Here is a 24,521-nt window from a genome sequence, read left to right on the forward strand (position 1 = left end):
ATCCCCCTGCCGTTTTTCGATGATTCTACATCAATTGAGGAAAGCTGGGAGGCTGGTCAGAGCGCGGGCTTGGGTAGGTACATTTCCGGATCGATGACGTACGCCGCCGGGTCGACGGGCCGGACGATCGTCCGCCTGAATTTCCCCGGGTCGGAAGGCGAAGGCTCGGTCAGGTCGACCTCGACCGGCACCGGCAGCCGGCGGCGGTCGTCCCTGCACACCAGCAGCACCTTCGGCCGGAGCACCTTCTCGTGGTTGACCGACACGACGATGCCGATCTCGGCGCTATCGAGCTGGACGGTCGTCCCGACGGGATAGATGCCGAGGCACTGGATGAATCGCTGTGCGAAGATCGGGTTGAAGTCGGTCTTGCTCAATTCGAAAATGCGTCTGATGCCGTCGGGGGGGGTCATCGGACGACTGTAGACCCGGGTCGTCGTCATGGCGTCGTACGCGTCGGCGATGGCCGTGATCTGGGCGGAACGGCTGATCGCCTCTCCCGCCAGTCCCCCCGGGTAGCCGGTTCCCCCCATCCGTTCATGGTGCTGGAGCGCGACCAGCTTCGCCTCGCCCGGGATGTCGGCCGCCAAGTCGAGGATCTCGCGGCTGTAGATCGTGTGCCGCTTCATCTCGGCGAATTCGGCGTCGGTCAGCTTTCCCGGCTTGTGGAGGATCTCGGCCGGCACACGCATCTTGCCCGCGTCGTGCAGCAGCGCCCCGACGCCGAGCGACTGCATCTCTTCGCGGTCGAGGTCGAGCTGGCGTCCCAGCGCCAGCGACAGGACGCAGACGTTGACCGAGTGTACGAAAGTGTATTCGTCGTATCCCTTGATCCGGGTCAGGCTCGACAGGGCATCCATGTTGCGGAAGATGCTGTCGATCATCCGGTTGACGACCTTTTCGGCCTTGCCCCCCTCGACGTTCTTGCCGAGCCGGACATCGTTCAGGACGTCGTTGACGACGGTGTGCGCTTCCTGCTGGACGACCTTGGCGACCTCGATCTCGCGGTCGAAGGGGAGCTCTTCCTTGAGGGGTTCCGGCAGGTTCTCGGGAACGGGCACCTGCTCCGGTGGGAGAGGGTCGGGGTCTACGATCTCGACTACCGGCTCCGGCCCGGCGACCTCGGGAGCGACGTCGTCCCCGATCTCGGTGTTGATGTAGACCTCGTGGATGCCGTACTCGCGCAATCGTTCGATATGAACCTGGGAGGTGATCTTCTTGCGGTTGGTCAGGAACGGGTGTTCGAGCCAGGAACGGTCCATCTTCTCGATGACCATTCCGGGCTTGAGCGCTTCGATCCCGATCTTCTTCAGCATGTCCTTTATGCGCAGAAATGCGCAGTCATGGCCTGGGGGATGCGCGACAGCGGAAGCACCTGTTGAACCGCCCCCGTCTTGATCGCTTCCTTCGGCATGCCGAACACCACGCAGCTCTCCTCGTCCTGGGCGATGTTGACCGCTCCCGCGTCGGCCATATGCTTCATCCCCTCGGCGCCGTCCCTCCCCATGCCGGTAAGAATGACGCCCAGCGCGTTCTTGCCGGCAACCTCGGCGACCGAGTGGAACAGGACGTCGACCGCGGGACGCTGGTGGCAGACGAGCGGTCCCGTCTTGATCCGGACGTAGTACTTGGCCCCGCTGCGGGCGAGCACCATATGGAAGTTTCCCGGCGCGATGAGGACCCGCCCCGTGCGGACCAGGTCGTTGTCCTCGGCTTCCTTGACCTCCATCCGGCAGATGCCGTCGAGCCGCTGGGCGAACGCCTTGGTGAATTGCGCCGGCATGTGCTGGACAATCACGATGCCGGGCATGGCCGCGTCGAGCTGCGTTAGCACGGACTTGATCGCCTCGGTCCCGCCGGTGGAGGCGCCAAGCGCGATGACCTTATCGGTCGTGTCGATGAGGCGGTAGCCGCCGGAAGGCTCGGCGGAGGCGACCGGGGCGACGGGAATCCGGAGGCCCCGCCGGGCCATGGCCGCGCCGCGGATCTTGTCGGCAAGCTGCTCGGAGAGCTCGCCGACGGAATAGGAGGAGCCGGGCTTCGCGATGACGTCGATGGCGCCGGATTCGAGCGCCTCGAGCGCCATGGCGCTGCCGGCCTGCGTCAGCGAGCTGACGATGATGACCGGCATCGGCTTGTACTTCATCAGCTTCTTCAGGAAGGTGATGCCGTCCATGCGCGGCATCTCGACGTCGAGCGTGATCACGTCGGGCTCGAGCTGCAGGATCTTGTCACGGGCGACGAAGGGGTCGGGCGCCGTACCGACGACCTCGATATCCGGGTGTCGCCCCAGTTCTTCGGAAAACACCTTGCGGACGATGGCCGAATCGTCGACCACCAGCACCTTGATCTTGGCCATGAATCGTCATCCCTCCTGGTCGAACATCGCCACGATACCGTGGAACTGCGCCTCGACTTCCATCAGCCGGATCATGGCCCGTTCGAATTCCCTGGGGCCGATCCCGTTCGACCTGCACTGGTCGTAGTCGATCTTGTATTGCAACCCGTCCGCCCCGACGCCGATGCCGCTGGTCAGGCACAGGATGTCGCTCAGATGGACCAGGAAGGGAAGCTTTGAGCCCCCACTGGCCTCGGCCGGGGCATGGTGATGCCTGATCGCATCCGTCAATTCCGAGTCGAAACGCCACAACTCCCCGAGGCGCCCGCCGATCTCGGCGTGGCTGATGCCGAGGATGTGCGTCTCGGCTTCGAGGAAGGAGATCCTGCCGGCCCCCGCGGCCTCACGGATGGCCTCGTAGGAGCCCGCAACGAATTCGGCCATCGCCAGCTTGCCGACATCGTGGAGCAGCCCGGCCGTGAACGCCTTGTCGGGCGACGGGTAACTGACGACGTCGCACAGCGATTCGGCGAGCAGGGCGCAGAGCATTGAGTGTTTCCAGAGCTCGCCGCGCTCGAGGTCGTAGCCCAGGACCGCACGCTCGAGGAGGTCGGTACCGCCCGCGGACATGATGATCTGCAGAAGCTGCTTGTTGCCGATGCGCACCAGCGCGTCGCGCAGCGTGGAGACCGGCATGGTCCCCATCACGAGGGTCGAGTTGCACATCTTGATGACCTTGGCGGTGATGGCCTGGTCGTACTTGACGACGTCGAGGATCTTGTCGGCGCCGACTAGCGGATCGGACATCAGCGCCATGACCTTCTGGATGACCGCGGGGAACGGAGGAAGGTCGCCTGCCTTTTCGAGGATCTCGTCGACGCTGCTCACAGGGATACCACCCCTTCTCCTGATGTCTTGAGAACAACCATGCCGGTATTCATTTCAAGGGAGATCGTCCGGTTGACCGTTCCCCCGAGCGCGGTCGCGCCCATGGTCACCCCGTTCTGCCACAGCATCTTTCGCATGGAGAGGATGTTGCGCTTCCCGATATTGAACAGGCCGTTGGGATCGAGCAGCTGCGCGCCGCCGACCGCCTTGACGACAAGCCGCCCCTTGACCGCCCCGAAACGGTAGCATTCCCTGAAGAGGATCGGGATGCCCGTATCGCCGAACATGTACGGATTCTTTGCGGCCTTCTCGGGGGATAGCGACGACTCGGGAAGCATGTAGTGGAGCAGACCGCCCACGACCGCCACGGGATCGTAGATGACGATGCCGATGCAGGAACCCAGCGAGTAGGTGATCAGGACATCGTCGGCACGGTTGCTGACCTTGAGGTCGGCCACCCCGACGGTCAACTTCATAAGCGATGTCCCTTGTGCTCGCCCCCCGCGCCCATCTTCCGGTAGACGGCCGGCCTGACATACGTGAACGGATGGGCGACGCTGTTGAGGCTTTCGGAGTGCCCGATGAACAGGTAGCCGCCGTCCGCCAGATAGCGATAGTAGCGGTTGACGAGCGATTCCTGGGTCGGGCGGTCGAAGTAGATCATCACGTTGCGGCAAAAGATCGCGTCGAATGGTCCCTTGAACGGGTACTCGGCGTGCAGGTTCAGGTGCGCGAAGGTCACCATCTTCCGGATGGCGGGCTGAACCCGGAAATACCCGCCGTCGCCATGGACCTCGGTCGGGACGAACCAGCGGCTTGCGACGGGCGACGGCATCGTCTTGAGCTTGTCCTGCGAATAGACGCCGTTCCGGGCGACCTGGAGCACCCGCGTCGAGATGTCGGTCGCGAGGATCCGGGCGTCCCAGCCGTCGACGCCGGGCAGCGTCTCGCGCAGCGTGATGGCCAGGGTGTACGGCTCCTCGCCGGTCGAGCAGCCCGCGCACCAGATCCGGACCTTCCGGGTCTCCGGTGACGTGCGAACCGCCGCAAGCGCGGGAATCACGGTCGATTCGATGAAATGGAAGTGGTCGGGCTCGCGATAGAACGACGTGACGTTGGTCGAAATGGCGTCGAGCAGGAGCGTGAGCTCTTCGCCGCTCCGGTCTGCCTCGACGGCCTTGAGATAGTCGGTGAAGGATCGCAGGCCGCGCCGGCGGAGGATCTTGCCAAGCCGCGCCCGCAACAGCTCTTTCTTCCCTTCGTTAAGCGTGATCCCCGCAGTGTCGTAGATGATCCGACGGAATTTCTCGAAATCGGCGTCGGTCAGGTCGCGGACGCCCCCCAAGTCTCTTACCATTTCGGTCGGGCCACCGCTGAACATGTCAGTTGAAGGAGGGCTGCTTGCCTGTGATCTCGAAGATTCCCGAGACATCGAGGATCAGCCCCACCCGTCCGTCTCCCATGATGGCGCCGCCCGAAATGCCCCGGACATTCGCCATACCGCCGCCGAGCGTCTTGATGACGACTTCCTGCTTCCCGAGCAGCTCGTCGACGAGCACCGCCCGCTTCTGCCCCTCGCTCTCGATGACGACGACGAGGCCGTCGCACGGATCCTGGATGCCCTCGGGGATGGAGAACAGCCGGTGGAGGCGGATCAGCGGAAGCAGTTCCTCGCGCACCCGGATGATCTCGGCGCGCTGTTCGACGGTGAGGTAATCCTCGCGCGGGGGCCTCAACGCCTCGACGATGCTGTTGGTGGGCAAGATGTAGCGCTGCTCCCCGACCCGGACCACGATGCCGTCGATGATGGCGAGCGTCAGCGGGAACTTCATCTGGAAGGTGGAGCCCTGCCCCAGGAGGGAACGGGTTTCGATGGTACCGCGCAGCTTCTCGACGTTCCGCTTGACGACGTCGAGCCCGACGCCGCGCCCCGAGATGTCGGTGATCTTCTCGGCCGTCGAGAAGCCGGGCTCGAACAGCAGGGCGAAGATCTCGGACTCGGACAGCGACGCGCCCGCCGGGACCACGCCGCGCTCCTGCCCTTTGGCCAGGATTTTCTCGGGGTCGAGCCCGCGGCCGTCGTCCTCGACCGCGATGACGACATTGCCGCCGTGATGGAAAGCGCGCAGCGTCACGGTGCCGCAGGCGCTCTTGTTGGCCGCAAGCCGCACGTCGGGCTTCTCGACGCCGTGGTCGACCGAGTTGCGGATCATGTGGACCAGCGGGTCGTGGATCTCCTCGATCATGTTGCGGTCGATCTCGGTGTCCTCGCCTTCCATCAGCAGCGTGACTTCCTTGCCCGACTTCTTGGCGAGGTCGCGCACCATGCGCGACATCTTCTGGAACGTGGCGCGGATCGGCACCATCCGGAGCGACATGGAGATCTTCTGGAGCTCGGAGGTGATGCGGCCCAACTGGGACAGATTGCGATAGAAGCGCTGGCTGTCTATCGACATGACGTCGGGGTCGTTGCAGACGAGCGACTGGGCGATGACCAGCTCGCCGACCATGTCGACCAGCCCGTCGAGCTTGTGGATATTGACCCGGATGTCCTGCGCCTCGATGGCGTTGGCCGCGTTCTTCTGGATGCGGATCGCCTGGGCGACATCCTTGGGGGAGATCTTCTTTTCTTCGACGAGCAGCATGCCGAGCGGCTGCCGTTCGGCCCCATCGGCCTGCCCGCTGAGCGTCGCGTCGATTTCGGCCTGGGTGATCTTGCCCTGCTCGACGAGCACATCGCCCAGCCGGGGGGGGATCGAAGCCGCACGGGTCCCGGGAGCGCTGTCCTCGCGCCCTTCCTGGACCGCCGTGATGCGGGCGACGATGCGGTCGGTGCCGATGAACTCGCGCGTGGGGGCGCCGGCGGAAACTTTTTCGGAGACGTCGCGGACCATCCCCTTCATGCCGTCGATCGCCTCGAAGATGACGTCGATGACGGGCCCGGTGACGGGGAGCTCGTTGCGGCGGGCCATGTCGAGGAGCGTCTCGGTGCGGTGGGCGAGCTCGTTGACGTCGCGCAGGTTAAGGAAGCCCGAGACGCCCTTGATGGTATGGAAGGCGCGGAAGATCGCATTGAGCGTCTCGCTGTCGTCGGGCGCAGCTTCGAGGTCGACCATCTTGACCTCGATGGAGTCGAGGTGCTCCATCGACTCGGTGATGAAATCGGTGTAAAGCTCCTTGTCCTGGTCGAGCGCCATGGACTTGTCGGCGACGGCCGCAGGGGGCGCCTCCTCGACCTCCCCCCCCTCGAGCACGATCTCGAGCTGCTCGCGGATGTCGGAATAGATGCGGGAAAGCACCGGCCGGTTCATCTTGTTTCCGCGGAACACCTCCTGGCAGCAGGAGGCGAGGCGGGAGAAGATGTCCATCGCCTGGTCCCAGTGCTTGCGGGCGGTGTCGTCGAACATCAGGGCGGTGCCCACCGCGTCGCCGGCGCGGACCGCATCGGGCACGTCCTCGCGCCCCTCGGACGCCGCGATCTTGCCCAGCTTCTCGAAGGAGGACAGGATCTCGCCAAGCTTGCGCATATCGTCCCGGGTGGCGGTCAGGACCGCCACCGAAATGCGGTCGAACTGCACCTCGGCAGGCGTCTTCTCCGGGCCGCCCTGCGGGTCGGAAATCTCTGGTTCGCTCATCTCTATGTTCCCGTTTCCTCGCCGGCTGCTCAGCCTGCGAACTGGCCCAGTCCGCCGCCGGAAAGCACCATGCCGATGTCGAGCAGGATGACGACCTTCGACTTGATCTTGGCCATGCCCCGGATGTATTCGGTCGAGAAGGAGGCGCCGAATTCGGGCGTCGGCTCGACGTCGGCCTCGGAAATGTTGGTTACCTCGGAGACGGCGTCGACGATGATCCCGACCAGCATCTTCCCGTCGGGCGTCTCGAGCTCGACGACGATGATGCAGGTGCGCTCGGTGTATTCGCGCTCGTCGAACCCGAACTTGAGCCGCAGGTCGACGACCGGGATGATCTTGCCCCGGAGGTTCAGCACGCCCTTGACGAAGGGGGGCGACTGCGGCACGGGAGTGATATCCATGATGCCGATGATTTCCTTGACCTTAAGGATGTCGAGACCGTAGATCTCCTCGCCCAGCTGGAAGGTCAGGAACTTGTGGCTTTTGACCGAACCGGTTGCCGCGTCGATACCTTGGCGCTCCGCCATGAACTTTTCCCTCCGAATGAACAGGTTTACGCCGAACATTATATCTATCGGACCGATCCCCTGAAAACTTCACTCCAATTTCCCGGACGAAGGCCTAAAGTTTCCAGCCGTTTTTCCGATGAGAATTAGGTAGGAAACCAACCCTGGGGGAACCGAATGGTCATCGCAGACATGGGCGCGATCATGATCGACGCCGTCCACGACGTGTTCGAGACGCTCATCTTCATCCTTCCCGAGGAGCTGCCTCCCCAGGAAACGGAGGAAAGCCGCCTCTGCGGGGAGCTCATCTCCTCCATCCACATTCAGGGCGACCTCAACGGAATCGTCTCGATGTCCTGCTCGCGAAAGTCGGCGGAACTGCTGACGCGCAACATGCTGGGCACCGAAGACGAGCAACCGGCCGAGGGAGAGGTCGCCGACTGTGCCGGCGAGATCGTGAACATCGTCACGGGCAACATCAAGAGCAAGGCGCTCGAGAAAGGCATCAATTTCACATTGTCGATCCCGACCGTGGTCTACGGACAGGAGGTCGTCCTGGCGTTTCCCGAGGAAGTGCACGGGGTGCGCGTCCCCTTCCTGGTCGAAGGCGACGAGATCGTCTTCTCGTTCTTCTGCAAGGGGGGCGGAGCGGGCCTGCTCGACGAGTAGCCGCAAAAAACCATGGCGTCGGACAAATTCATCAAGGCGGCGGAATCGCTCCTGACCCGTTGCGTCGAGCAGACCGGAGAACGACTTGGCTCCCTCGTCGGGGGCGAAGCCGAGTTCCGGTCCGATGGAATCGGGGTCCTCTCCGCCGAGGACTACGCCCGGAAGAACCGCAAGAAGGCCGCGGTCCTGCTGATGGAGAGCAACGGCGACGGTCACGCGCTGATGTTCATCCGGATGCAGGAAGCGATCCTCATGGCCGGCACGCTTCTGATGATGCCCCAGAACCAGATCAAGGAGATGATCAAGTCCGGAGAGATGGAGCAGGACCTGAACGACGCCTTCAACGAGGTCGCCAATATCGTCTACGGCGCCGTCGACGAGCTGACGCACGAGATGTCGCCCGAGAACGGAAAGCTCCGGAACGAGGGCGTGCAGCTGATCGATCCGTCCAAAATGAGCGATCTCGAGACGCTTTGGCCGGCCGGCCTCACGTTCGGCGGCGAGTTGTCGATGACGTTCCCCGGATTCGAGGGGGCGTCGGCTTTCCTCGTCTTCGACGAGGCGCTCCTCACCCAGGTCACCGGGATCCCGGTCGACGAACCCGCTTCGGAAGGATCCGCGGTGGGCCCCGAGGTGCTGCTTTTCGGGACCGACCCCACGATCGCGGCCGACCTCGAGCAGTTCCTGTCCGGACAGGGAATCGGCACCCGCCGGATCGACAACGCCGGGGAAGCGGTCGAATACCTGTCGAGAAAGCCCGTATTGGTCGTTGCCGGGTTCGTGCCCGGCGCCGAATCGTCGATCGAGAAGATCTGCGTCGCCGCCGGCAGCCGGATGCACATCCCGGTCGTGGGAGTCTCCTCGAACCCGACCCGGGAAACCGTCCTCCTGGCGAAAAAAACGGGGGTCAAGGCCCTCCTCGTACACCCGTTTTCGCCCGACACGCTGCGAACAAAGGTAGCGCCTTTGATCGCAGGTTGTGTAAAATCCTAATATCCGGCAAGCAAGGGGAAACCGACTGAATGGAACGCATACTGATCGTCGACGATTCCAGCACCATGCGGAAGATCATCGCGCGCTCGCTGCGGCAGGCGGGCTTCGAGATCGGCGAAATCGTCGAAGCTGAACACGGGCAGGCGGGCCTCGAAAAGCTCAACGCCCAGTCTTTCGGCCTGATCCTGACCGACATCAACATGCCCGTCATGGATGGCCTGACCTTCATCGACAACGTCCGGGCCAACGCCGCCTGGGACAAGACCCCCATCATCGTGATCACTACCGAAGGCGCCGAGTCGATGACCAAGGAAGCCGTGAAAAAAGGGGCGAACAACCTCGTGAAGAAGCCGTTCACCCCCGAGCAGATCAAGGAAAAGCTGGCGAGCTATTTCGTCTGAGCCCCCTGCAACTCCCCGAGAAACCGGCTCCAGCCGTCAAGGTTCGGCACCACTTCATATTCAAGCACATCGGCCATGAGCGTCCAGTCTTCCCCGCGTTGCGCCTCGAGCAGCCGGTTCAGGATTTCGGCCGTATCGGTCGACGGCGGCTCGGGAGGCGCCGTCCCCTCTCCCATGATGAAGCAGCCCGCCTGGAAACCGCCGAGGATGGCGCCGCAAAGCTGGAAAAACGTTTCCATCGACGACACGCACGCCATGTACATCGACATCCCGCCTTCGAAATCGCCCTGTCGGAACGACGCCGACGCCCGCCCGATATCGGTGCGCATCGCTTCGGCGAGCGAAAGCGCCCCTGCGATGCCGCTCTTGTAAAGCTCGGCTGCGGTTCCCGTGGTGACGCTCACCTCGGTGAATCCCGCCAGCGGCGTGTCGGCAAGCTCTTTTTCGCCCGCCGCATCGAGTTCCCTTCCGTCGACCTCGACCCGGCAGACGACGCGCCCCGAATCGGCGCTGTCCTGGTAAAGGCGGAGCATGAGCGCGGACAGGTCCGGCAAGCCGGACAGCTCCCACTGCGCCTCGTTTCCGTCGATCAATAGCCTGGGCATTCAGCCACTCCCTTCGTGCCGGTCGGACCCGGCGTCCTCACCGTTCGCCAAAAGATACGCCAGACTTCGCGTACGGCGCAACAACTTTCCGTAAATCCTGGCATTTTCGGCGGACGCCTCTTCGAGCCCACCCGCTTCCATGTTTTCCTCTTCGAGCGCAAACATCGTGCATAAACTGTTCACCTCGGGAACGGCCTGCCCCAGCTCCCGGATCGATTTCCCCGAGCGACGGATCGTTTCGAGCCCCGCCTCGAGCTGCGCCCGGTGGCGCGGGTTCCGGCCCAGTTTTGCAAGATCGCCCCCGGCGTTCCGTCCTTCGAGCGCAAGCGATTCGAGCTTCCTTAGGACAGCGACGAGTTCGCCGCCTGCCGCGGGCAAGACGAAACGCTCGCCGGGCATCGCCCCCATGTCCCCGAGGGATGCCGGCCAGATCTTGCGATAGGCGCGGACAAGCCGTGTGCGGAGATCGGGCGGGCGGTCGACCAGTGGCCGATAGTCGAGCATGCCGTCCTCGCCCCAAAACGTCGCATAGACGTCGCACGTCGCAAACGCCCCGGCGTCGGGAATCGAGCGTTCCGCCAGCGGATCGCCGGAAAGCATCCTGACCGCGGCATCGGCGACAGCTTGCGGCGGGATCATCTCCTTGCACTCGGGGTTGACGCAGCGGACGTGGAACGAGCAGGGTGCGCAGGCGGCCCGAGACTGGACCACGACGTGCCCCTCCCCGTACGGAGCCGTATTGGAATAGTGGATCGGCCCGAGCGCGACCGACAGGACGCGCGTCCCCGCAGCCGCCGCGACATGCATCGGACCGGTGTCGTTCGTGATGGCCAGGTCGCAACGCTCCAGGAGCCCGGCGAGTTGCGCCAGGTCGGTCTTGCCGGCCGCGACGGCGCTCCCCGGCGCGTCGATGCAGGCGAGCGCGCGTTCGGCCACTTCGCGCTCCGCCCCGCCGCCGCCGACGAGCAGGAAGCGGGCGTTCCCGACCCGTTCCCTGATCGCGCGGCAGGCCAGGACGAACGATGCCGGAGTCCACATCTTGTGGGAGTCGCTTGCCCCCATGTGGACGGCGACGAGCGGTCCGTCGCCCGCACATTCCCGCGCCAGGAAGTCCTCGGCCCAGCGGCCGGCGTCGGCAGGAATCCGGATCGCGAGCGGAAACGGCCCTTTCCCGCCCTCGGGCCCAGCCGTCTGCGCGCACAGGTCGACAAGATTGAAGGGGCAGCAGGTTTTTTCCGCGATGTAGGCATGGAGGAAACGCATCCAGGGATCCGGAACACGCCGCTGCCCCTCGAGCGTCATGACAGGCCCCCGCTTGTCGGCTGCCTGGACCAGGTACATGAGCATCGCGCTCACGTGAGTGTGGGTCATGTTGACCGCGATGCGGAATCTCCGGGAAAGGAGCGGCGCGAGGACGGCTTCCGCCTCCCCGAGCATCGACTTCAGCGTGAGGTCGCTCCTGAGCGAGAGGCGAAGTAGCGCGTCCCGGTCGATTGGGATGATCTCGTCGACGCCGCCCATGAGCCCGGCCGCCGATACGAACTCGGGGAGGACACAGACCGCCACGGGGGAATCCGGTTGCCGGCTTCGGAGCCGCTGGGCCAGGGGCGTCAGCTGCACCAGATCGCCGACGCGGACGAACGCCAGGATGAGGTTGGCGTCAGCGGCCGCCATGACGGAGCTCCCCCAGCATGAGAACCATCGTTTCGAGCTTCGTAAGCGGGTGGCCCGGGTTTCCGCGAATGACGTGGCGGTGCAGGCGGTCGAAATCGACGAGCGCCTCCGCGTCGAGACCGCGGAGCATCGATTTCCAGTCGGGGTCGGCGCTTTCCTCGGCCAGCGCGCGGGCCGTCGGTATCTTCCTGCCCGGATCCGGTGGGCAGTGCTCGTGGACCGCCTCGAGGAGCTCGCGCATCCGCTGCGGGTAGGTGTGCTCCCGGAGAACCCGGTTTCGCGCCTTTTCGGCCATCGAACGGCGGGATTCGGGATCGGCGAGATAAACGTCGAGCAGCGCATCGAACTCGACGCGGTCGGAAAAGCATTCGACCTCGACGCCCGGCTCGAAGAGGCCGGGCAGGAGCGAGCGACGGTCGACCAGCTGAAAGGCCGCGCAAGCGGCGATCTCGAAGGTCCGCGGGTTGACGAAGTCTCCGAACGGATTGATGCCCTCGTGGCTGACCGACGAATGCAGGTTGACGTTGACGTCGGTCGCATTGAAGATCTTGGCCGTCTCCGGAGCCGTCAGTCGCCGCCCCCCTTCCTGGACCAGCGGCGCCAGCGGACCGTCGGCCGGCCACCCGGTGCCCCAGATCCGGAACGGTTTCGAGGCGAGCGCCTGGAAGAAGCGGATGCGGTTGTAGTAGGCCGCCCCCATGAACGAGATCGGGGAGCCGAAATCCCGGCGATCTCGCACTTCGAGCACCATCGGGGCGAACACCGAACAGTCCGCGGCCAACGGAAGATAATGATGATGCGCCTGTCCCGCCGTCGCGAGCGCCTTGGGGAAATCTCCTTTCTGGATCGGGAGGAACAGATCGTACGACGCGGCTTCGGACTCCCAGCGACGCAGCAGGTGCCGGTCTTCGACGAACCATGTGACGACTCGGCGTCCTTGCTCGCGGAACGCGCGAAGCTGGTCGGCCCCCACCGGCGCGTCGGGCAGCACGACCACGATCGCCGGGTCGAACGCTGCGACGCGTGCCGCGACCTGGGACGACGCCCACGCCAGGAAGGTCGAAACCCCGGCATCGAATCCGCCTTCGCTCCCCTTCCGCGCATGGGTGGCGTGAAACGCCCGGAGCGGGTTGAGAATCGCCCCGAAGGGCGAGACGTCGACGAAGTCGACCGCCATGCCGTTGGCCTGGAGGCCCGCCGCCGCATGCCGGGCGGTCTCGACGGCCCCGCCGTAGATGGGCGACACGACGGAGACCTTGTAGCAGGCGTCGCGCGCAGATGCGATCGCCGCGCATTTGTTCCGGAAATCGTCCGCGAAAGCGGGAAAGAGCCAGGACAGGTAAGGGAGGGGCAGAACCGCCTTCACGCCGGCAAGGAGCGCCTTGTGTTCCCCCGCCCGAAATAGTTCGGCAGGATCGTCGATCAGGAATAAGGGGACGCGGTCCAGGAATGCCGGGACGTCCCGGTGCGCGGCCATCCCGGCAAGAAGCGCCCGGACCGGCTCGAAAACGACGGGCTTGAGCCCGGCTTCGAGAAGGGCCTCGGCGACATACCCGAAACCGTTGCCCAGCACCGCGACGGCTTCACCCTGCCGGGCGTCGACCTGCCGACGGAATGCGTCAACGAAGCGTCGGGCTTCATCGATCGGGTCGTAGCTGCTGTGGATTGTTTTCCCGGCGAACCTCGGGACCGGGAGGCCACCGGTGCGCGAGGAGACGACCTCGTCGACGGAGGGGCCCCCGCTCCGTGAGAACGCTTCCAGCTTCAGGGGAAGGGTTTGGCGTGTTACGAATTCGACAGGCAAATCATGGACCTCCGCCGGCGGGACGCACCGGCGATGCCCCGGTTCACCCCTCGCCGCTGACGATTCTTGCCTTATCTCCGGCCGGCGACTGGTACGCGCGATCGACCTTGCGAACCTGTCCCAGGCGGGATAGCTCGGCGCCGATCTCTACCTGGATCGACTGGACCCGGGCGATCGCGCCGTCATCCTCTTCTTTGATGCAACGGAGGTGCCAATCGCGTTTTTCGAGCAGGGAGACATCTCGTTCGCGTTCGGGGAGGGAGTTCCAGTCGGCGACCGCCACGCCGTATCGCTCGATGCAGTCCGCCCGTTCCGCCACGGCCCGTGCGGTACCCGGGTCGTCGAGCTGCCGGATCGACTCGAGAAGATCCGCGGTCGCCTTGCGGTACGCGTCGAGGATCTCCTCCATCGCCCGGGCGCAGCCCGAGGCGCGTTCCGTCATCGTGCTGCCCGAATCTCGTGGGAGCCGGCCAGCGATCGGATGGCGCCGTCGAAACCTTCCCGGATCGTGCCCAGGATGCGCGCGACATCGTTCATGTTCTTTCCGAGCAGGCGGACATTGGCTTCGGTCATGTGGTCGATCAGGAACAGGTAGATCTGCTGCAGGTTCGCGGCAACCTCCCCGCCCACTTCCATGTCGAGGGTGGTCAGGAACTCGGTGACGATCGCCTGGCTCTTGAGGAGATATTCCCGGAAGCCGACCTTGTCGCCGGCCGCCAGCCGACTGCCGGATGCATTGGCGAAGGAGATCGCGCCGTCGAACAGCATCAAGAGAAGCTTCTCCCGGGACACCGTCCGAACGGTGCTCTGCTGGTACTTGTTGAGATTTGCCTGCATCTGCATTGACTCATCCTCTTGAGGTGGATCGGACGGTTTTTAATTGCCCGGGCTGCAATCAGAGTGAACTGAGCGCCCCGGACTGGTTCTTCAAGACTCCGACCAATTGTTCCATGTTCGCGAATTTGACCTTGAGCGACGCCTCGTACAACGTCACAGCCGATTCCTTCTGGGTCACCATGGCATTGATGCTTTTGATCCTCGACTGGATGTTCGCCTTCCGGGTAGCGACGAGGCCGGAGACGGGCGACATCCAGCTGTCGATCTTGTCCATGATCTGCGCGGCCACGCCCTTCGTGCCGGTCGACAGGTTTTTCGTGAAGAGGTCGACGACGCCCTTGAAATCGGCCGACATCGCCGTGTCCATCTTCGCGGAATCCATGGACATCGTCCCGTCGGACTGCGTCCTGATGCCGACACGAGACAAGGCATTGTAATTGCCCCCGAGGCCCTTGACCGCGTTGACGAGAAGGGAGGTCAGGGAATTCGACACGCTGGATACCGCCATGTCGCCCTGGAGCGGCCCGGCCTTTTTCGTTGTCGCGTCGTAGGTCGAGTTGGAGCGGACGTAGCCCGCAAGGTCGTTGTATGCGGCGATGAACGCCTGCACCTTGTTCCGGATCGCGCCGTTGTCCTTGGTCACGCCGATGGAAATCGACGGCTTTGTGGAGGGAGCGCTCACTAAATTCAGCGTAACCCCGGAGACGAGGTCGGTGATCACGTTGGTCGAGCGGTGAAGGCCCGTCATGCCGTCGATGTCGATGATGGCGTCCTTCGCCGTCTGGGTGTTGGCGAACGACAGCGTCTTGGGATCTCCGGGCGTCGTGGGCGTGTAGACCGACGTGAAGGCAGCCACCTCGCCCATCCCCTTGCCGGTCAGTACCAGCGACCAGGAGGGGGCGGCGGTCGTCCCGGTGTTGATGGCGCTTGCGGAATAGGACGGGATCCCGCCGGACAATTTGGAACCGGACAGCTGGATCGCGCCATCGGTACCGCTGCCGCCGGCATTCGTGTTGGTCATCCCGACCAGGTTCCCGCCACTGCCCGCAACAGTCGCTTTCACGGTGACGACGCCGCCCGAAGCGGACATGGAGGTTCCGCTTCCGGGGGATGCGGCCGCCAACCGGGTCGCGATGTCGCCACCGGTTGCCGCGCCGCTGATATCGACCCCGACGTTCGTGCCCGCATAGGCCCCGGCGGAACTGTCGTAGAATTCGTAGGTCTTGTCATCGATGGCGAGCTTGGTCCCGGTGGCGGGAACGGCCAGGAAAGAGAGCGACCCGTAGGCCGTCGGAGCGGAGTTGTTGATCTTGTCCCGGATGGCCGAGAGTGAATCTCCCGCTGAGATCGAGACCAGGTTGTCGGGGACGGAAACGCCCGGCATTGCTGCCGGGGTAAACTTGAGGGTTCCGGCCAGGCCGAACGGGTTGTCTGCGGAAACGGAAGTTTCGGCCGATTTGGACGACTGCCCGGAGGCCATCTGCTGGACGACGACCGTGTGGTTCCCCTCGGAAGCCGCGGACGAAGCGGCGACGGTCATCACGTTGCTGTCGCTGGTGCTGCTGGAAAAGGCCGAGAAGGAGCTTGTCGATGCGATCGCCTGAGCCGCGCTTCGCAGGGCGGTCAGCTTCCCGGAAAAAGTGTCCATCATGGTCAGGTTGGACTGGTAGTCGGTCACCTGGCTCTGCAAGAGATCGATCGGTTGCCGCTTGGCCGCGACGAGGGCGGCGATCAGGCTCGACGAGTCGATCCCGGAGGAGAGCCCGGAGAAATTGACGCTGTTCGTCGTCGCCATGACCTTACCCCTTCTGGTTGACGATCATCCCGCGTTGAGCGCGAAGGTACTTGATCACCTCGATGACCGACTCGGGCGGGTACTGGCGGATCACCTCACCGTTATCCGCATTGAGCACCTTGGTGACGATCATCTTGAGATCCTTGTCGAGGGAAATGTCGAGTTTCGAAGGGTCTCCCCTGAAATGGCGCTGAACCTCTTCGGCCAGACGCTCCATCTCCTTCGACTTTTCGACCGATTGGACGGGAACGACGACATTCGGGTTCGACGGGACAACCACGCCTTCGGCCCCGGTCGCCTGGGCGGGACTGCTCGCCGCGTCCGACTTGCGCGCACCGGATGCAGGGCGGGAAACATCGACCTCGGCGCCACTTGTCACTGCCTGGATTTTCATGAGGATCACCTCGTAGCAACCGGGGGAGGGGCATGAACTCCCTCCCCCGGCTTGATGCGATCAGCCTTTGACGATTGGCCCTTGTTACTTGAGGAGCGAAAGGGCGATCGAGGGCTGCTGGTTGGCCTGCGACAGGACCGAGACGCCTGCCTGCACCAGGATCTGGTTCCGGGTGTAGTTGGCGGTTTCCTCGGCGACGTCCACGTCGCGGATGCGCGAGTTGGCGGCCGTGGTGTTCTCGATGCTGACCGAGAGGTTCCGGATGACCGACTCGAGCCGGTTCTGGAGGGCACCCAGGCTGCCTCGAGCCGTGGTGACCGAGGAGATCGCGGTGTCGATCGTCGTCAGGACGGCCTGTGCGGAGGCGGCCGTGGAGATGTTGGCGGCGCTGATGCTCAGCGTACCGGTGGTGACGGTCGAGAGGCCGACGCCCAGCTGTTCGGAGGAGCCGGTGCCGATCTGCAGGGAAATGCTGGAGACAGTGCCGGTCAGAAGCGCCTGTCCGTTGAACTTGGTCGAGTCGGAGATTCTTCCGATTTCGGCGGTCAGTGCAGAAAACTCGGCGTTCAGGTTGGTGCGTTCCGTATCGCCGATGTCGCCCGAGGAAGACTGGACCGCCAGTTCACGCATGCGGCTCAGGCTGTTGGTGATTTCGACCATCGCGCCTTCGGCCGTCGCCACGACGGAGATGCCGTTGGCGGCGTTGCGGGAAGCCTGCCCGAGGCCGCGGATCTGGGCGCCCAACTTTTCGGAAATCGCCAGGCCGGCGGCGTCGTCTGCGGCCTTGGTGATGCGCATGCCGGACGAGAGACGGGCGATGGAGGTCGAAAGACTCGCTTGGGAAACTTCGAGGTTCTTGCGGGCGGTGAGGGCTGCCAGGTTGCTGTTGATTACGACTGCCATGATCGTATCCTCCTTGATTTTTCCCGGGCATCCTTGCCCTGGGGTTCATGGTTGGTTGACGAATTCCGATTCCCATGAAAACCGGCTTTATTCTTTTTGGTCTGTGCCTTCGGTGATCCCCCTTTCCTCTTGGCGCTCCGTGCATTTCCTTCTGATTTACTTATCGGAAGGAAGCTCCCGCGACTTTAATGCAAATTGGGGGTTCCCCTCAGCTTTCCATCTCCCGGCGTCGGGAAAGGTCGGAAAGCTGCATCTTCGCAATGTAGACCATCAGACGGCGATCGCAGCCCTCGGCCAACCGGGTGAATTCGAACCCGTAGCGGAAGCGGAACCGGGTCTTGCTCTCGGAAAGCGACAGCTCGTAGACGCAGCGCGCGGCCCCCTCGATCGGGACCAGCGTCCCCCCCTCGATCCGGAACGACGCCAGTTCCTCCCCCGGCCTGAACCGGTTGGAGGAGGCCAGTGAGAATCCCCCGGTGCTCACGTCGAGCACGCTGATGTCGGCGGGGTCGGTCCCGCTCGTCCTGCACACGAGGGGCGCCGACAACGGAGGATCGACCCGGTAGACGTCCCGGCGCTGCGTAAAGGCAATCGACTCGGGCAACGCCAACCGGTGCATGAACGACCCGCGGTCGGCGTCTTCGCCGGCCCATGCGCAAACGAAATGGTAGGGAACCCGCTGGTAAAGGTATTCGACCCGGATCGAGCGGGACGACCGGAGCATGTCATTTCCTGCCGCGGGCGACAGGGGAAGCATCATCAGCTCCTTGCGGTCGTCCGAGATTCCGTCGGCGTGCGAGGAAAAGCGGATGAAGTGATCATCGATCCATATGGAAAACGATATTCGTTCCTTGAGCACCCTGGCAAGGTGGTCGCGGACGGCGACGGGCGTCATCAGGTTCTCGATCTGGTACCGGGTAGCGCTCTCCGTCTCGCGTCGCCGCGCGGCGATCCGGGAAATCAGCCGCTGAACCCCCAACAGGATGATGATAACGACCCCGGCCGCCAGCGCCGCCTCGGCCGTGAACACGGTCTGCTCCTCGGGCGCGAGAGGCTTGCCCGAATCGCGCACGACCTGTTCGTCGAGCGAGCCCTGGAACTTCCGGACGCGCTCGGCGCGCGTGTCGGCCCGGGTCGTAAGGCCGAGGACCGGCAGAAGCACCAGGGCCGCGAGAAGGACGGCAGAGATCCCGGGCGCGAACCGCACAGCTATCGGTCGCCTCCGGCTTCGGCCGCGGCCGGCGGCATCGGGACGCGGACGCCCCACTTGTCGTCCTTGAGCACGAACTGCTTCCCTGAACAGGTCTTCATGTTGACGACGATCGGGGCCCTGAGGTTGAACGTCGTGTCCTCCTTGCGCCGGCCGCGGATCGTGATCACCGACAGGAGCGCGAGCTCGTCTCCATCCGAGAATCCGACCGCTTCGAGGTCCCCTTCCCCCACGGGCGCCTCGTAATCGGGGAAGAAGGCGAACGGGTCGGCCACCACGAACGCCAGCTCGGGGCGATCGACGAACAGCATCCATTTGAACTCCGCGCCGGGACGGGCGTCGACCAGAACGCAGCGGTGGGCGTCGGCGAATCCGGGAAGACCCTCCTCGAGCGTGATGATCTTCTCGTCCGCGATCTCGATGTCGCCCAGCTTGCTGCCATCAATCTTCATCTTCGGTCCCCTCCCAGGCTGCCATGAAATCGCGGTCGACGTTCGATGCGGTCCGGTTTTCCTCGACGACCTTCAGGTAGATCTCCTCGCGGTGGATCTTGACGCCCGGCGGCGCCGAGATGCCGAGCCTGACCTGCCCTTTTCCCACTTCGAGAATGGTGAGCGTAACGTCATCCCCGATCATGAGCCGTTCGCCCGACTTCCTTGTCAGTACAAGCATCGCTCCCTCCCTGGAGACTTGGTCTATTTAGCGTTTCACGGCATCGAGCACGGTCATGGACGTGATCGTCCCGGCGACCTGGATGGAGGCCTGGAGCACGGCCTCCTGCTTCTTGAGGTCGATCGCCATCTGGGCGATGTCGAGGTCCTGGATATCGGACAGCTGGCTGGTCAGACTTGCCGACATGTTCATGAGCGAGGAATTGCTCACTCCCATGTGCTTGGTCCGCGTGCCGACCGCCGCCTGGCTCTGGAGCACCTTCTGCTGTCCCTGGTCCATCGCGTCGATCGAAGCCTGGATCCCCGCGAGATTGTTGGTCTCGAGCGCCGACCGAAACTGGGCGAGATCTTCCATGATGGAGCTTCCGGGAACGTAGGTCCCTGGAGGCGCCGGCGGCATGGCGCCGACCGTGACCCGGTCCCCGAAGACATTGCTGCCGATCTCGTTGATCTGCATCTTCTCGCTCTGGCCGATCCGGACGAGGCGGGTCCCGGTGTCGCCTTGCCAGACTCCGTCGTTGGTGTAGGCCGGCGTATCGCTCTTGAATCCCGAGAAGATGTATTCTCCGCCCAACTTGGTGTTGGCGAATCCGACCGCCTCATTGAACAGCTCGGCGGCCTCGGCCGCGGCGGACTTGCGGTCGGAGGCGCTGGCATCGCCGTTGGCCATCTGGATGGCCAGCTCCTTGGCGCGGACGAGCGTGTCGTTGATGCCGTTGAGCGCGTTTTCGGTCAGGTCGAGCGATGCATTGCCGAACGTGATGTTCCGCTGGAACTGGGCCACTTCGGATTGGCCGGTCTTGATCTGCGACGCCTTCTCGGAGGAGCGGGGGTCGTCGGACAGGTAGACGAGCCGCCGGTTCTCGGCGATCTTCTGCTGGATGGTGAAGAGCGACGAGCGGTTGTCCATCACGGAATTGCGGACGGAATCGTAGATGATCTGTTCGGTGATTCTCATGGCTGGCGCTCCTAGACCGTGCTCTTCATCGTGATGAGCGTGTTGAGCATCGAGTCGACGATCGCGATCATCTTGGTGGAGGCCTCGAACGCCCGCTGGAACTTGATCAGGTTGGTCATCTCTTCGTCGAGCGAGACGCCCGAAACGTCCTGGCGACGTGTCTCGAGATTGTCGACGATCACCTTCTGGTGCTGGAGATCGAGGTTGACCCCCTTGGTCTCGGAGCCGATCTGCCCGATCATCCCGGCGATGAAGTCGGGAACGGTGGCGCCTTCCTGAAGGAACGACACCTTGGTGTTCCCCATCCCGGACAGCAGCAGGGCGTTCCGGTTGTCGCCCACGGGCGGCGGCGGAGCGGGCGTATCGACGCCTCCCGAGAACGACGTGCCCGACAGGTTGATGTATTTCGAAGCGTCGGTTCCGGCGATCGACATCGTGATGGCGTTGCCCGCGGCGCCATCCAGGCTCGCGACCGCCATCAGCAGGCCGCCCTTCGCCTGAAGCGTGTAGTTCGCGCCGACGGATGCGGCCGCCAGGCGGGATGCGACGTCGCCCGCCGTCCGGGCGCCTTTGAGGTCGACCCCGGTGTTGGCGCCGGCATAGGCGGCGACCGAGCTGTCGTAGAAATCGTAGGTATCGGCGCCGATCGTGATGCTCGGCGCGGGCGCCGAGGCGACCGACGGGACGCCGGTGAACACGATGCTGCCGGAGCCCTTCGTCGCCCCTGCCGCCGCCACCTTCCGGATGTCGGCCAGGACCGTGGCGTCGACCTGGAAGTTGGACGCCGCGCCCTTGACATCGGAAAGCGCGGCGAAGAAAGCGTTCCCGGTCGATGCGACGGCCGGCGTGCCGCTCGAAAGCCCGTAACCGACGACGTGCGTCGCGTTGGTCTGGTTGGTGATCGCATAGGCGAGCTTGTCGATCCGGTCGCGGACCGTGTTGATGTAGCCATCGCGGAACGAGATGGCCGAGGCGATCTGCCCGCCCGAGATGTCGGAAGTGATCGTGTCGAAATTGTTGATGTCGCCCCGCTGCCCGGGCAGCTGGATCTTGACGTCGTAGAGAAGGTCGGGCGTGCTCGAGTTGATGTCGGCGTAGAGCTTTCCCGTGTTCTCGCCGTCGACCAGCGCGCGCCCCTTGCCGACGTAGACGTTGACCTGCCCATAGTCGTCGGTGATCGTCGTGAAGCCGATCTTCTGGCCGAGCTGCTTGAGCAGCTCGCCGCGCTGGTCGAGCAGGTCGTTTGGCGACTGCCCCTGCGCGGTGTTGATCTTGATGCTGCCGTTGAGCGTCGCGATCTGGGAGGCGAGCTGATTAACCTCGGAGACGAGCGACTTGACGTCCTTGTTGGCGTTTTCCTTGAGCGTCGCGACCTGCTGGTCGACCCGCCGGAACTCGGAGGTCAGGAGCTCGGCGGTCGACACGACGGTCTGCCGTTCGGCGGTGCCCTGGGGATTGGCCGACAGGTCGTCCCAGGCGTGGTAGAACTCGTTGACCCGGTCGGCGAGACTTGCCCCGTTGTTGTCATTGAAGATCGCCTCGACCTGACCGACCGACTTGGATGTGTATTCCAGCCCGCTGTAGGTACTGGTCTCGGCATTGAGCTGGGTGTCGGTGAACGCGTCGACGCTTCGCGCGATCTGGATGACCTCGGCACCCATCCCGAGCTGTCCCGGGTTGAACGACATCGCGTTGGACTCGGTGACGATCGCCTGTTGCCGCGAATAGCCGGGCGTGTTGGCGTTGGCGACGTTGTGGCTGGTCACCTGCATCGCCATCTGGTTGGTGTAGAGCGCTTTCCGGGCGATTTCCATCGCCATGTAGATGCCGGGCATAGCCGATACCGCCTTTACACGTTTTGCCGGACGATCCGGCCTGTTGTGCCCGCGGCGGGGCGGAAATCGCCGTTCCCGCCGTATACGGGAACCGCGGAAATGCCCTGGATCAGCCCGAGCGTGCTGCGGACCATGAGGAGCCCGTGCGTCATGATCCGGCGCGTCAGATCGTTGAGCTCGGACAGCGAGGATCGCAGCGAACGGACCCGCGCCAGGGAGCCGACGCCATATTCACGAACCGTAGCCGGGAGCGTCTCGGCCAGGTCGTCGAAGGTCCTTGCCGCGAATCCGGGGATGCGCCCGAGATCGTCGAGCAGCCCGCGGCGCGCCTCGATCACCACCTGCATCTCGGCAAGCACCGCTTCCTTCAGCCGGACATTCTCTTCGAGGATTTCGGGGTGCGACTGCGCAATGGCGCGCTGGTCGGCCTGCAGAACTTCGATAAGCCTGGTGAGGTGGGATTCTTCCTGGCGGATGATCTCGATCCAGCGCTCTGCGGCGCCCTGGTCCATCATGACCGGCCCCCTTCCCTGGGTGCTTTCGGCCCCGCGGACGGACTGGGGTCAGCGGGTGCGGTTGCGAACGTCCCGGACGGCTTCGGTAACCAACTTGTCGGCCACCTTTTCGCCCTCGACCTGGTAAGTACCGGCGTCGAGCTCGCTCTGGATGCGTCCGACCTTCTCGACCCGGATGTCGGGGACGGATTCGAGCATCTTGGCCGCCTCGGCGACGACCCGGCCGAGGTCGGATATGGCGACGCTGGATTCGGTTGCCTCGCCGACGCCCCCCTGGCCGGACGTGGAGGCAGCCGGTGCGACCGGAGCGACCCCGCTTGTCTTCTTGTATCCGACATTCTTTGCCTCGTTTCCTTTTCCTCGACCCGATATCTTCACGCGGGGGGTTCCTCCGATCGGTGATCCGCCTATAAATCACCTATCGGAAAAACATGGTCAAAACTTTACGGTCGAACCGCCGATTTCCCCCGGGAAGCCAGTCCCTGCTCGAGCATCTTCGCCAACCCGATCCCGCCCGATTCCGCGATCTTGCGGGCGATCTCGGCATCGAACCGTTCTTGCCACATCGCCTTGGCGTTGCTGTCCTCCTCGGCCTTGGGAACGGTCTTCCGCATCGTTTTCAGCATTTCGTTCAGGTACATCTCCTCGAAACCCCGGACCGCCTCGACCTTGCTCTTCCGGTCGAGCAGCGTCTTCGGGTCGTCGGCCGGTTTCACGGCCACCGCGGACAGCGGATCCATGGCGTTCTCCTACATCAGGGCGAGGTCGGCCTGAAGCGCCCCCGCCTCCTTGAGTGCCTGCATGATCGCAATGAGGTCGCGCGGGGTCACGCCCAGCTTGTTGAGCGCATCGACGAGGTCGGAGATGGTCGCGCCCTTCTGGATCACCGCCAGCTTGACCTTCTCCTCGGTCGCCTTGACATCGCTTTTCGGGGTGACCACGGTCTGCCCCTTCGACAGCGGGGCCGGCTGCGACACTTCCAGCTTCTCCCGGATGACGATGTTGAGCGCCCCGTGCGCCAGCGCCACGGTCGAGATGCGGACGTTCTGCCCGATCACGACGGTGCCGGTCTTCTCGTTGACGACGACGCGCGCCACCGAGTCGGGCGTCACCTCGCAATCGCCGATGCGAGCCATGAAATCGACCAGGTTGGCCCGGTCCTTGGCCGGGACGCGCACCAGCACCTCGCTGCCGTCCGCGGGCTGCGCGACCGGCTCTCCCAGCCGCTCGTTGATGGCGGCCGCCGCCCGGGATGCCGTGGCGAAATCGGGGGCGTTCAGGAGCACCCGGATGTTCTCGCCCCCCTCGGCGAGCGCGATTTCCCGCTCGATCACCGCGCCGCCGGGGATACGGCCGACCGTCGGGTGGTTCTTCTGGACCCCGGAGCCCGAGGCGCCCGAGACGGCGAAGCCGCCCACCAGCACCGGCCCCTGCGCCACGGCGAATACCTCGCCGTTTCCCGCCATCAGCGGCGTCATCAGGAGCGTCCCGCCCTCGAGGCTCGTGGCGTCGCCCATGGACGAAATCATCACGTCCATGCGCCACCCCTGCTTCGAGACCGCGGGCAGATCCCCCGTGATCATGACCGCCGCGACGTTCTTCGTCTTGATCTTCGAAAGCGGCACCGAGACCCCGAATTTCGCCAGCATGCTCATGATGCTCTGCATCGTGAAGGTCGACGTGTCGGTGTCGCCCGTGCCGTTGAGCCCTACGACGAGGCCGTAGCCGATGACGGGGTTCGCGCGGGTTCCGCCGATGTTGGCGATATCCTTCAGGCGCGCGGCGGAGGCCTGCGGCGCCGGCGTGACCATCGGAGCCGTGACGAGCAGCAGCGCGATCAGCGCCGCCCATGCTTTCGGAAACATCCCTTCGGTCTTCATCGACATCCCG

General features: G+C 64.2%; 27 protein-coding genes. 3 read left to right on the forward strand and 24 right to left on the reverse strand.

Annotated features, from left to right (window positions below; translation table 11 throughout):
- Nucleotides 1–56: 56 nt before the first annotated feature.
- Genes VGK27_07610 through VGK27_07640 form a run of 7 tightly spaced genes read right to left on the reverse strand, consistent with a single transcriptional unit; the run spans nt 57 to nt 7,388 of the window.
- Complete coding sequence (locus VGK27_07610; GenBank protein ID HEY3489970.1) at nt 57–1,316, reverse strand: HD-GYP domain-containing protein; 1,260 nt, start codon at nt 1,314–1,316, stop codon at nt 57–59.
- Between the two features lie 5 nt (nt 1,317–1,321).
- Nucleotides 1,322–2,359: a chemotaxis response regulator protein-glutamate methylesterase gene (locus VGK27_07615; GenBank protein ID HEY3489971.1), complete on the reverse strand. Its 1,038-nt coding sequence runs from the start codon at nt 2,357–2,359 to the stop codon at nt 1,322–1,324.
- 6 nt (nt 2,360–2,365) lie between these two features.
- Nucleotides 2,366–3,226, reverse strand: coding sequence for an HDOD domain-containing protein (locus VGK27_07620; GenBank protein HEY3489972.1), 861 nt, complete (start codon nt 3,224–3,226; stop codon nt 2,366–2,368).
- Nucleotides 3,223–3,702, reverse strand: coding sequence for a chemotaxis protein CheD (locus VGK27_07625; protein ID HEY3489973.1), 480 nt, complete (start codon nt 3,700–3,702; stop codon nt 3,223–3,225). The genes VGK27_07620 and VGK27_07625 overlap by 4 nt, the downstream gene beginning before the upstream one ends.
- Entirely contained in the window at nt 3,699–4,583 is an 885-nt protein-coding gene (locus VGK27_07630; GenBank protein ID HEY3489974.1) for a protein-glutamate O-methyltransferase, read from the reverse strand. The genes VGK27_07625 and VGK27_07630 overlap by 4 nt, the downstream gene beginning before the upstream one ends.
- A 25-nt stretch (nt 4,584–4,608) precedes the next feature.
- Nucleotides 4,609–6,861, reverse strand: coding sequence for a chemotaxis protein CheA (locus VGK27_07635; protein HEY3489975.1), 2,253 nt, complete (start codon nt 6,859–6,861; stop codon nt 4,609–4,611).
- A 29-nt stretch (nt 6,862–6,890) separates the two neighbouring features.
- Nucleotides 6,891–7,388: a chemotaxis protein CheW gene (locus VGK27_07640; GenBank protein ID HEY3489976.1), complete on the reverse strand. Its 498-nt coding sequence runs from the start codon at nt 7,386–7,388 to the stop codon at nt 6,891–6,893.
- 156 nt (nt 7,389–7,544) lie between these two features.
- On the opposite strand from VGK27_07640, the gene VGK27_07645 reads away from it, so the two are divergent.
- From VGK27_07645 to VGK27_07655, 3 genes are read left to right on the forward strand one after another with little or no spacing between them, the layout of a single operon-like run.
- The gene (locus tag VGK27_07645) at nt 7,545–8,036 is read left to right on the forward strand and encodes a chemotaxis protein CheX (GenBank protein ID HEY3489977.1); all 492 of its coding nucleotides are present in this window, start codon (nt 7,545–7,547) and stop codon (nt 8,034–8,036) included.
- A 12-nt stretch (nt 8,037–8,048) separates the two neighbouring features.
- Nucleotides 8,049–9,029, forward strand: a complete 981-nt coding sequence (locus VGK27_07650) for a hypothetical protein (GenBank protein HEY3489978.1) — start codon at nt 8,049–8,051, stop codon at nt 9,027–9,029.
- A 29-nt stretch (nt 9,030–9,058) separates the two neighbouring features.
- A complete protein-coding gene (locus VGK27_07655; GenBank protein ID HEY3489979.1) occupies nt 9,059–9,430 on the forward strand; it encodes a response regulator in 372 nt (123 codons plus the stop codon).
- Here VGK27_07655 and VGK27_07660 read toward each other — a convergent pair.
- The 17 genes from VGK27_07660 to VGK27_07740 form a co-directional block, all read right to left on the reverse strand.
- Entirely contained in the window at nt 9,418–10,035 is a 618-nt protein-coding gene (locus VGK27_07660) for a hypothetical protein (protein HEY3489980.1), read from the reverse strand. The genes VGK27_07655 and VGK27_07660 overlap by 13 nt on opposite strands.
- Nucleotides 10,036–11,709, reverse strand: a complete 1,674-nt coding sequence (locus VGK27_07665) for a glycosyltransferase family 9 protein (GenBank protein HEY3489981.1) — start codon at nt 11,707–11,709, stop codon at nt 10,036–10,038.
- Nucleotides 11,696–13,513: a glycosyltransferase gene (locus VGK27_07670; protein ID HEY3489982.1), complete on the reverse strand. Its 1,818-nt coding sequence runs from the start codon at nt 13,511–13,513 to the stop codon at nt 11,696–11,698. Before VGK27_07670 ends, VGK27_07665 begins: the two co-directional genes overlap by 14 nt.
- A 43-nt stretch (nt 13,514–13,556) precedes the next feature.
- Nucleotides 13,557–13,955 carry a hypothetical protein gene (locus VGK27_07675; GenBank protein ID HEY3489983.1) on the reverse strand — a complete coding sequence of 133 codons (399 nt, stop codon included), beginning with the start codon at nt 13,953–13,955 and terminating at the stop codon, nt 13,557–13,559.
- On the reverse strand, nt 13,952–14,356 hold the full coding sequence (gene fliS, locus VGK27_07680; GenBank protein ID HEY3489984.1) for a flagellar export chaperone FliS: 405 nt from the start codon (nt 14,354–14,356) through the stop codon (nt 13,952–13,954). The genes VGK27_07675 and fliS overlap by 4 nt, the downstream gene beginning before the upstream one ends.
- A gap of 52 nt (nt 14,357–14,408) precedes the next feature.
- The gene (gene fliD / locus VGK27_07685; protein ID HEY3489985.1) at nt 14,409–16,145 is read right to left on the reverse strand and encodes a flagellar filament capping protein FliD; all 1,737 of its coding nucleotides are present in this window, start codon (nt 16,143–16,145) and stop codon (nt 14,409–14,411) included.
- Between the two features lie 4 nt (nt 16,146–16,149).
- Nucleotides 16,150–16,539, reverse strand: coding sequence for a flagellar protein FlaG (locus VGK27_07690; protein HEY3489986.1), 390 nt, complete (start codon nt 16,537–16,539; stop codon nt 16,150–16,152).
- 84 nt (nt 16,540–16,623) lie between these two features.
- On the reverse strand, nt 16,624–17,442 hold the full coding sequence (locus tag VGK27_07695; protein ID HEY3489987.1) for a flagellin: 819 nt from the start codon (nt 17,440–17,442) through the stop codon (nt 16,624–16,626).
- A gap of 208 nt (nt 17,443–17,650) precedes the next feature.
- A complete protein-coding gene (locus VGK27_07700) occupies nt 17,651–18,649 on the reverse strand; it encodes a hypothetical protein (GenBank protein HEY3489988.1) in 999 nt (332 codons plus the stop codon).
- Between the two features lie 2 nt (nt 18,650–18,651).
- Nucleotides 18,652–19,104, reverse strand: a complete 453-nt coding sequence (locus VGK27_07705; protein ID HEY3489989.1) for a flagellar assembly protein FliW — start codon at nt 19,102–19,104, stop codon at nt 18,652–18,654.
- Nucleotides 19,094–19,324, reverse strand: coding sequence for a carbon storage regulator CsrA (gene csrA, locus VGK27_07710; GenBank protein ID HEY3489990.1), 231 nt, complete (start codon nt 19,322–19,324; stop codon nt 19,094–19,096). The genes VGK27_07705 and csrA overlap by 11 nt, the downstream gene beginning before the upstream one ends.
- A 27-nt stretch (nt 19,325–19,351) precedes the next feature.
- Complete coding sequence (gene flgL / locus VGK27_07715; GenBank protein HEY3489991.1) at nt 19,352–20,281, reverse strand: flagellar hook-associated protein FlgL; 930 nt, start codon at nt 20,279–20,281, stop codon at nt 19,352–19,354.
- An 11-nt stretch (nt 20,282–20,292) separates the two neighbouring features.
- Nucleotides 20,293–22,116 carry a flagellar hook-associated protein FlgK gene (flgK, locus tag VGK27_07720; GenBank protein ID HEY3489992.1) on the reverse strand — a complete coding sequence of 608 codons (1,824 nt, stop codon included), beginning with the start codon at nt 22,114–22,116 and terminating at the stop codon, nt 20,293–20,295.
- A gap of 14 nt (nt 22,117–22,130) precedes the next feature.
- Nucleotides 22,131–22,631: a flagellar protein FlgN gene (locus VGK27_07725; protein ID HEY3489993.1), complete on the reverse strand. Its 501-nt coding sequence runs from the start codon at nt 22,629–22,631 to the stop codon at nt 22,131–22,133.
- A gap of 48 nt (nt 22,632–22,679) precedes the next feature.
- Complete coding sequence (gene flgM / locus VGK27_07730; GenBank protein HEY3489994.1) at nt 22,680–23,009, reverse strand: flagellar biosynthesis anti-sigma factor FlgM; 330 nt, start codon at nt 23,007–23,009, stop codon at nt 22,680–22,682.
- Between the two features lie 65 nt (nt 23,010–23,074).
- Nucleotides 23,075–23,371 carry a rod-binding protein gene (locus VGK27_07735; GenBank protein ID HEY3489995.1) on the reverse strand — a complete coding sequence of 99 codons (297 nt, stop codon included), beginning with the start codon at nt 23,369–23,371 and terminating at the stop codon, nt 23,075–23,077.
- 9 nt (nt 23,372–23,380) lie between these two features.
- A complete protein-coding gene (locus VGK27_07740) occupies nt 23,381–24,511 on the reverse strand; it encodes a flagellar basal body P-ring protein FlgI (GenBank protein HEY3489996.1) in 1,131 nt (376 codons plus the stop codon).
- Nucleotides 24,512–24,521: the final 10 nt, after the last annotated feature.

It is taken from the genome of Candidatus Deferrimicrobiaceae bacterium, from assembly GCA_036504035.1.
GTDB lineage: Bacteria > Desulfobacterota > Deferrimicrobia > Deferrimicrobiales > Deferrimicrobiaceae > JANXPS01.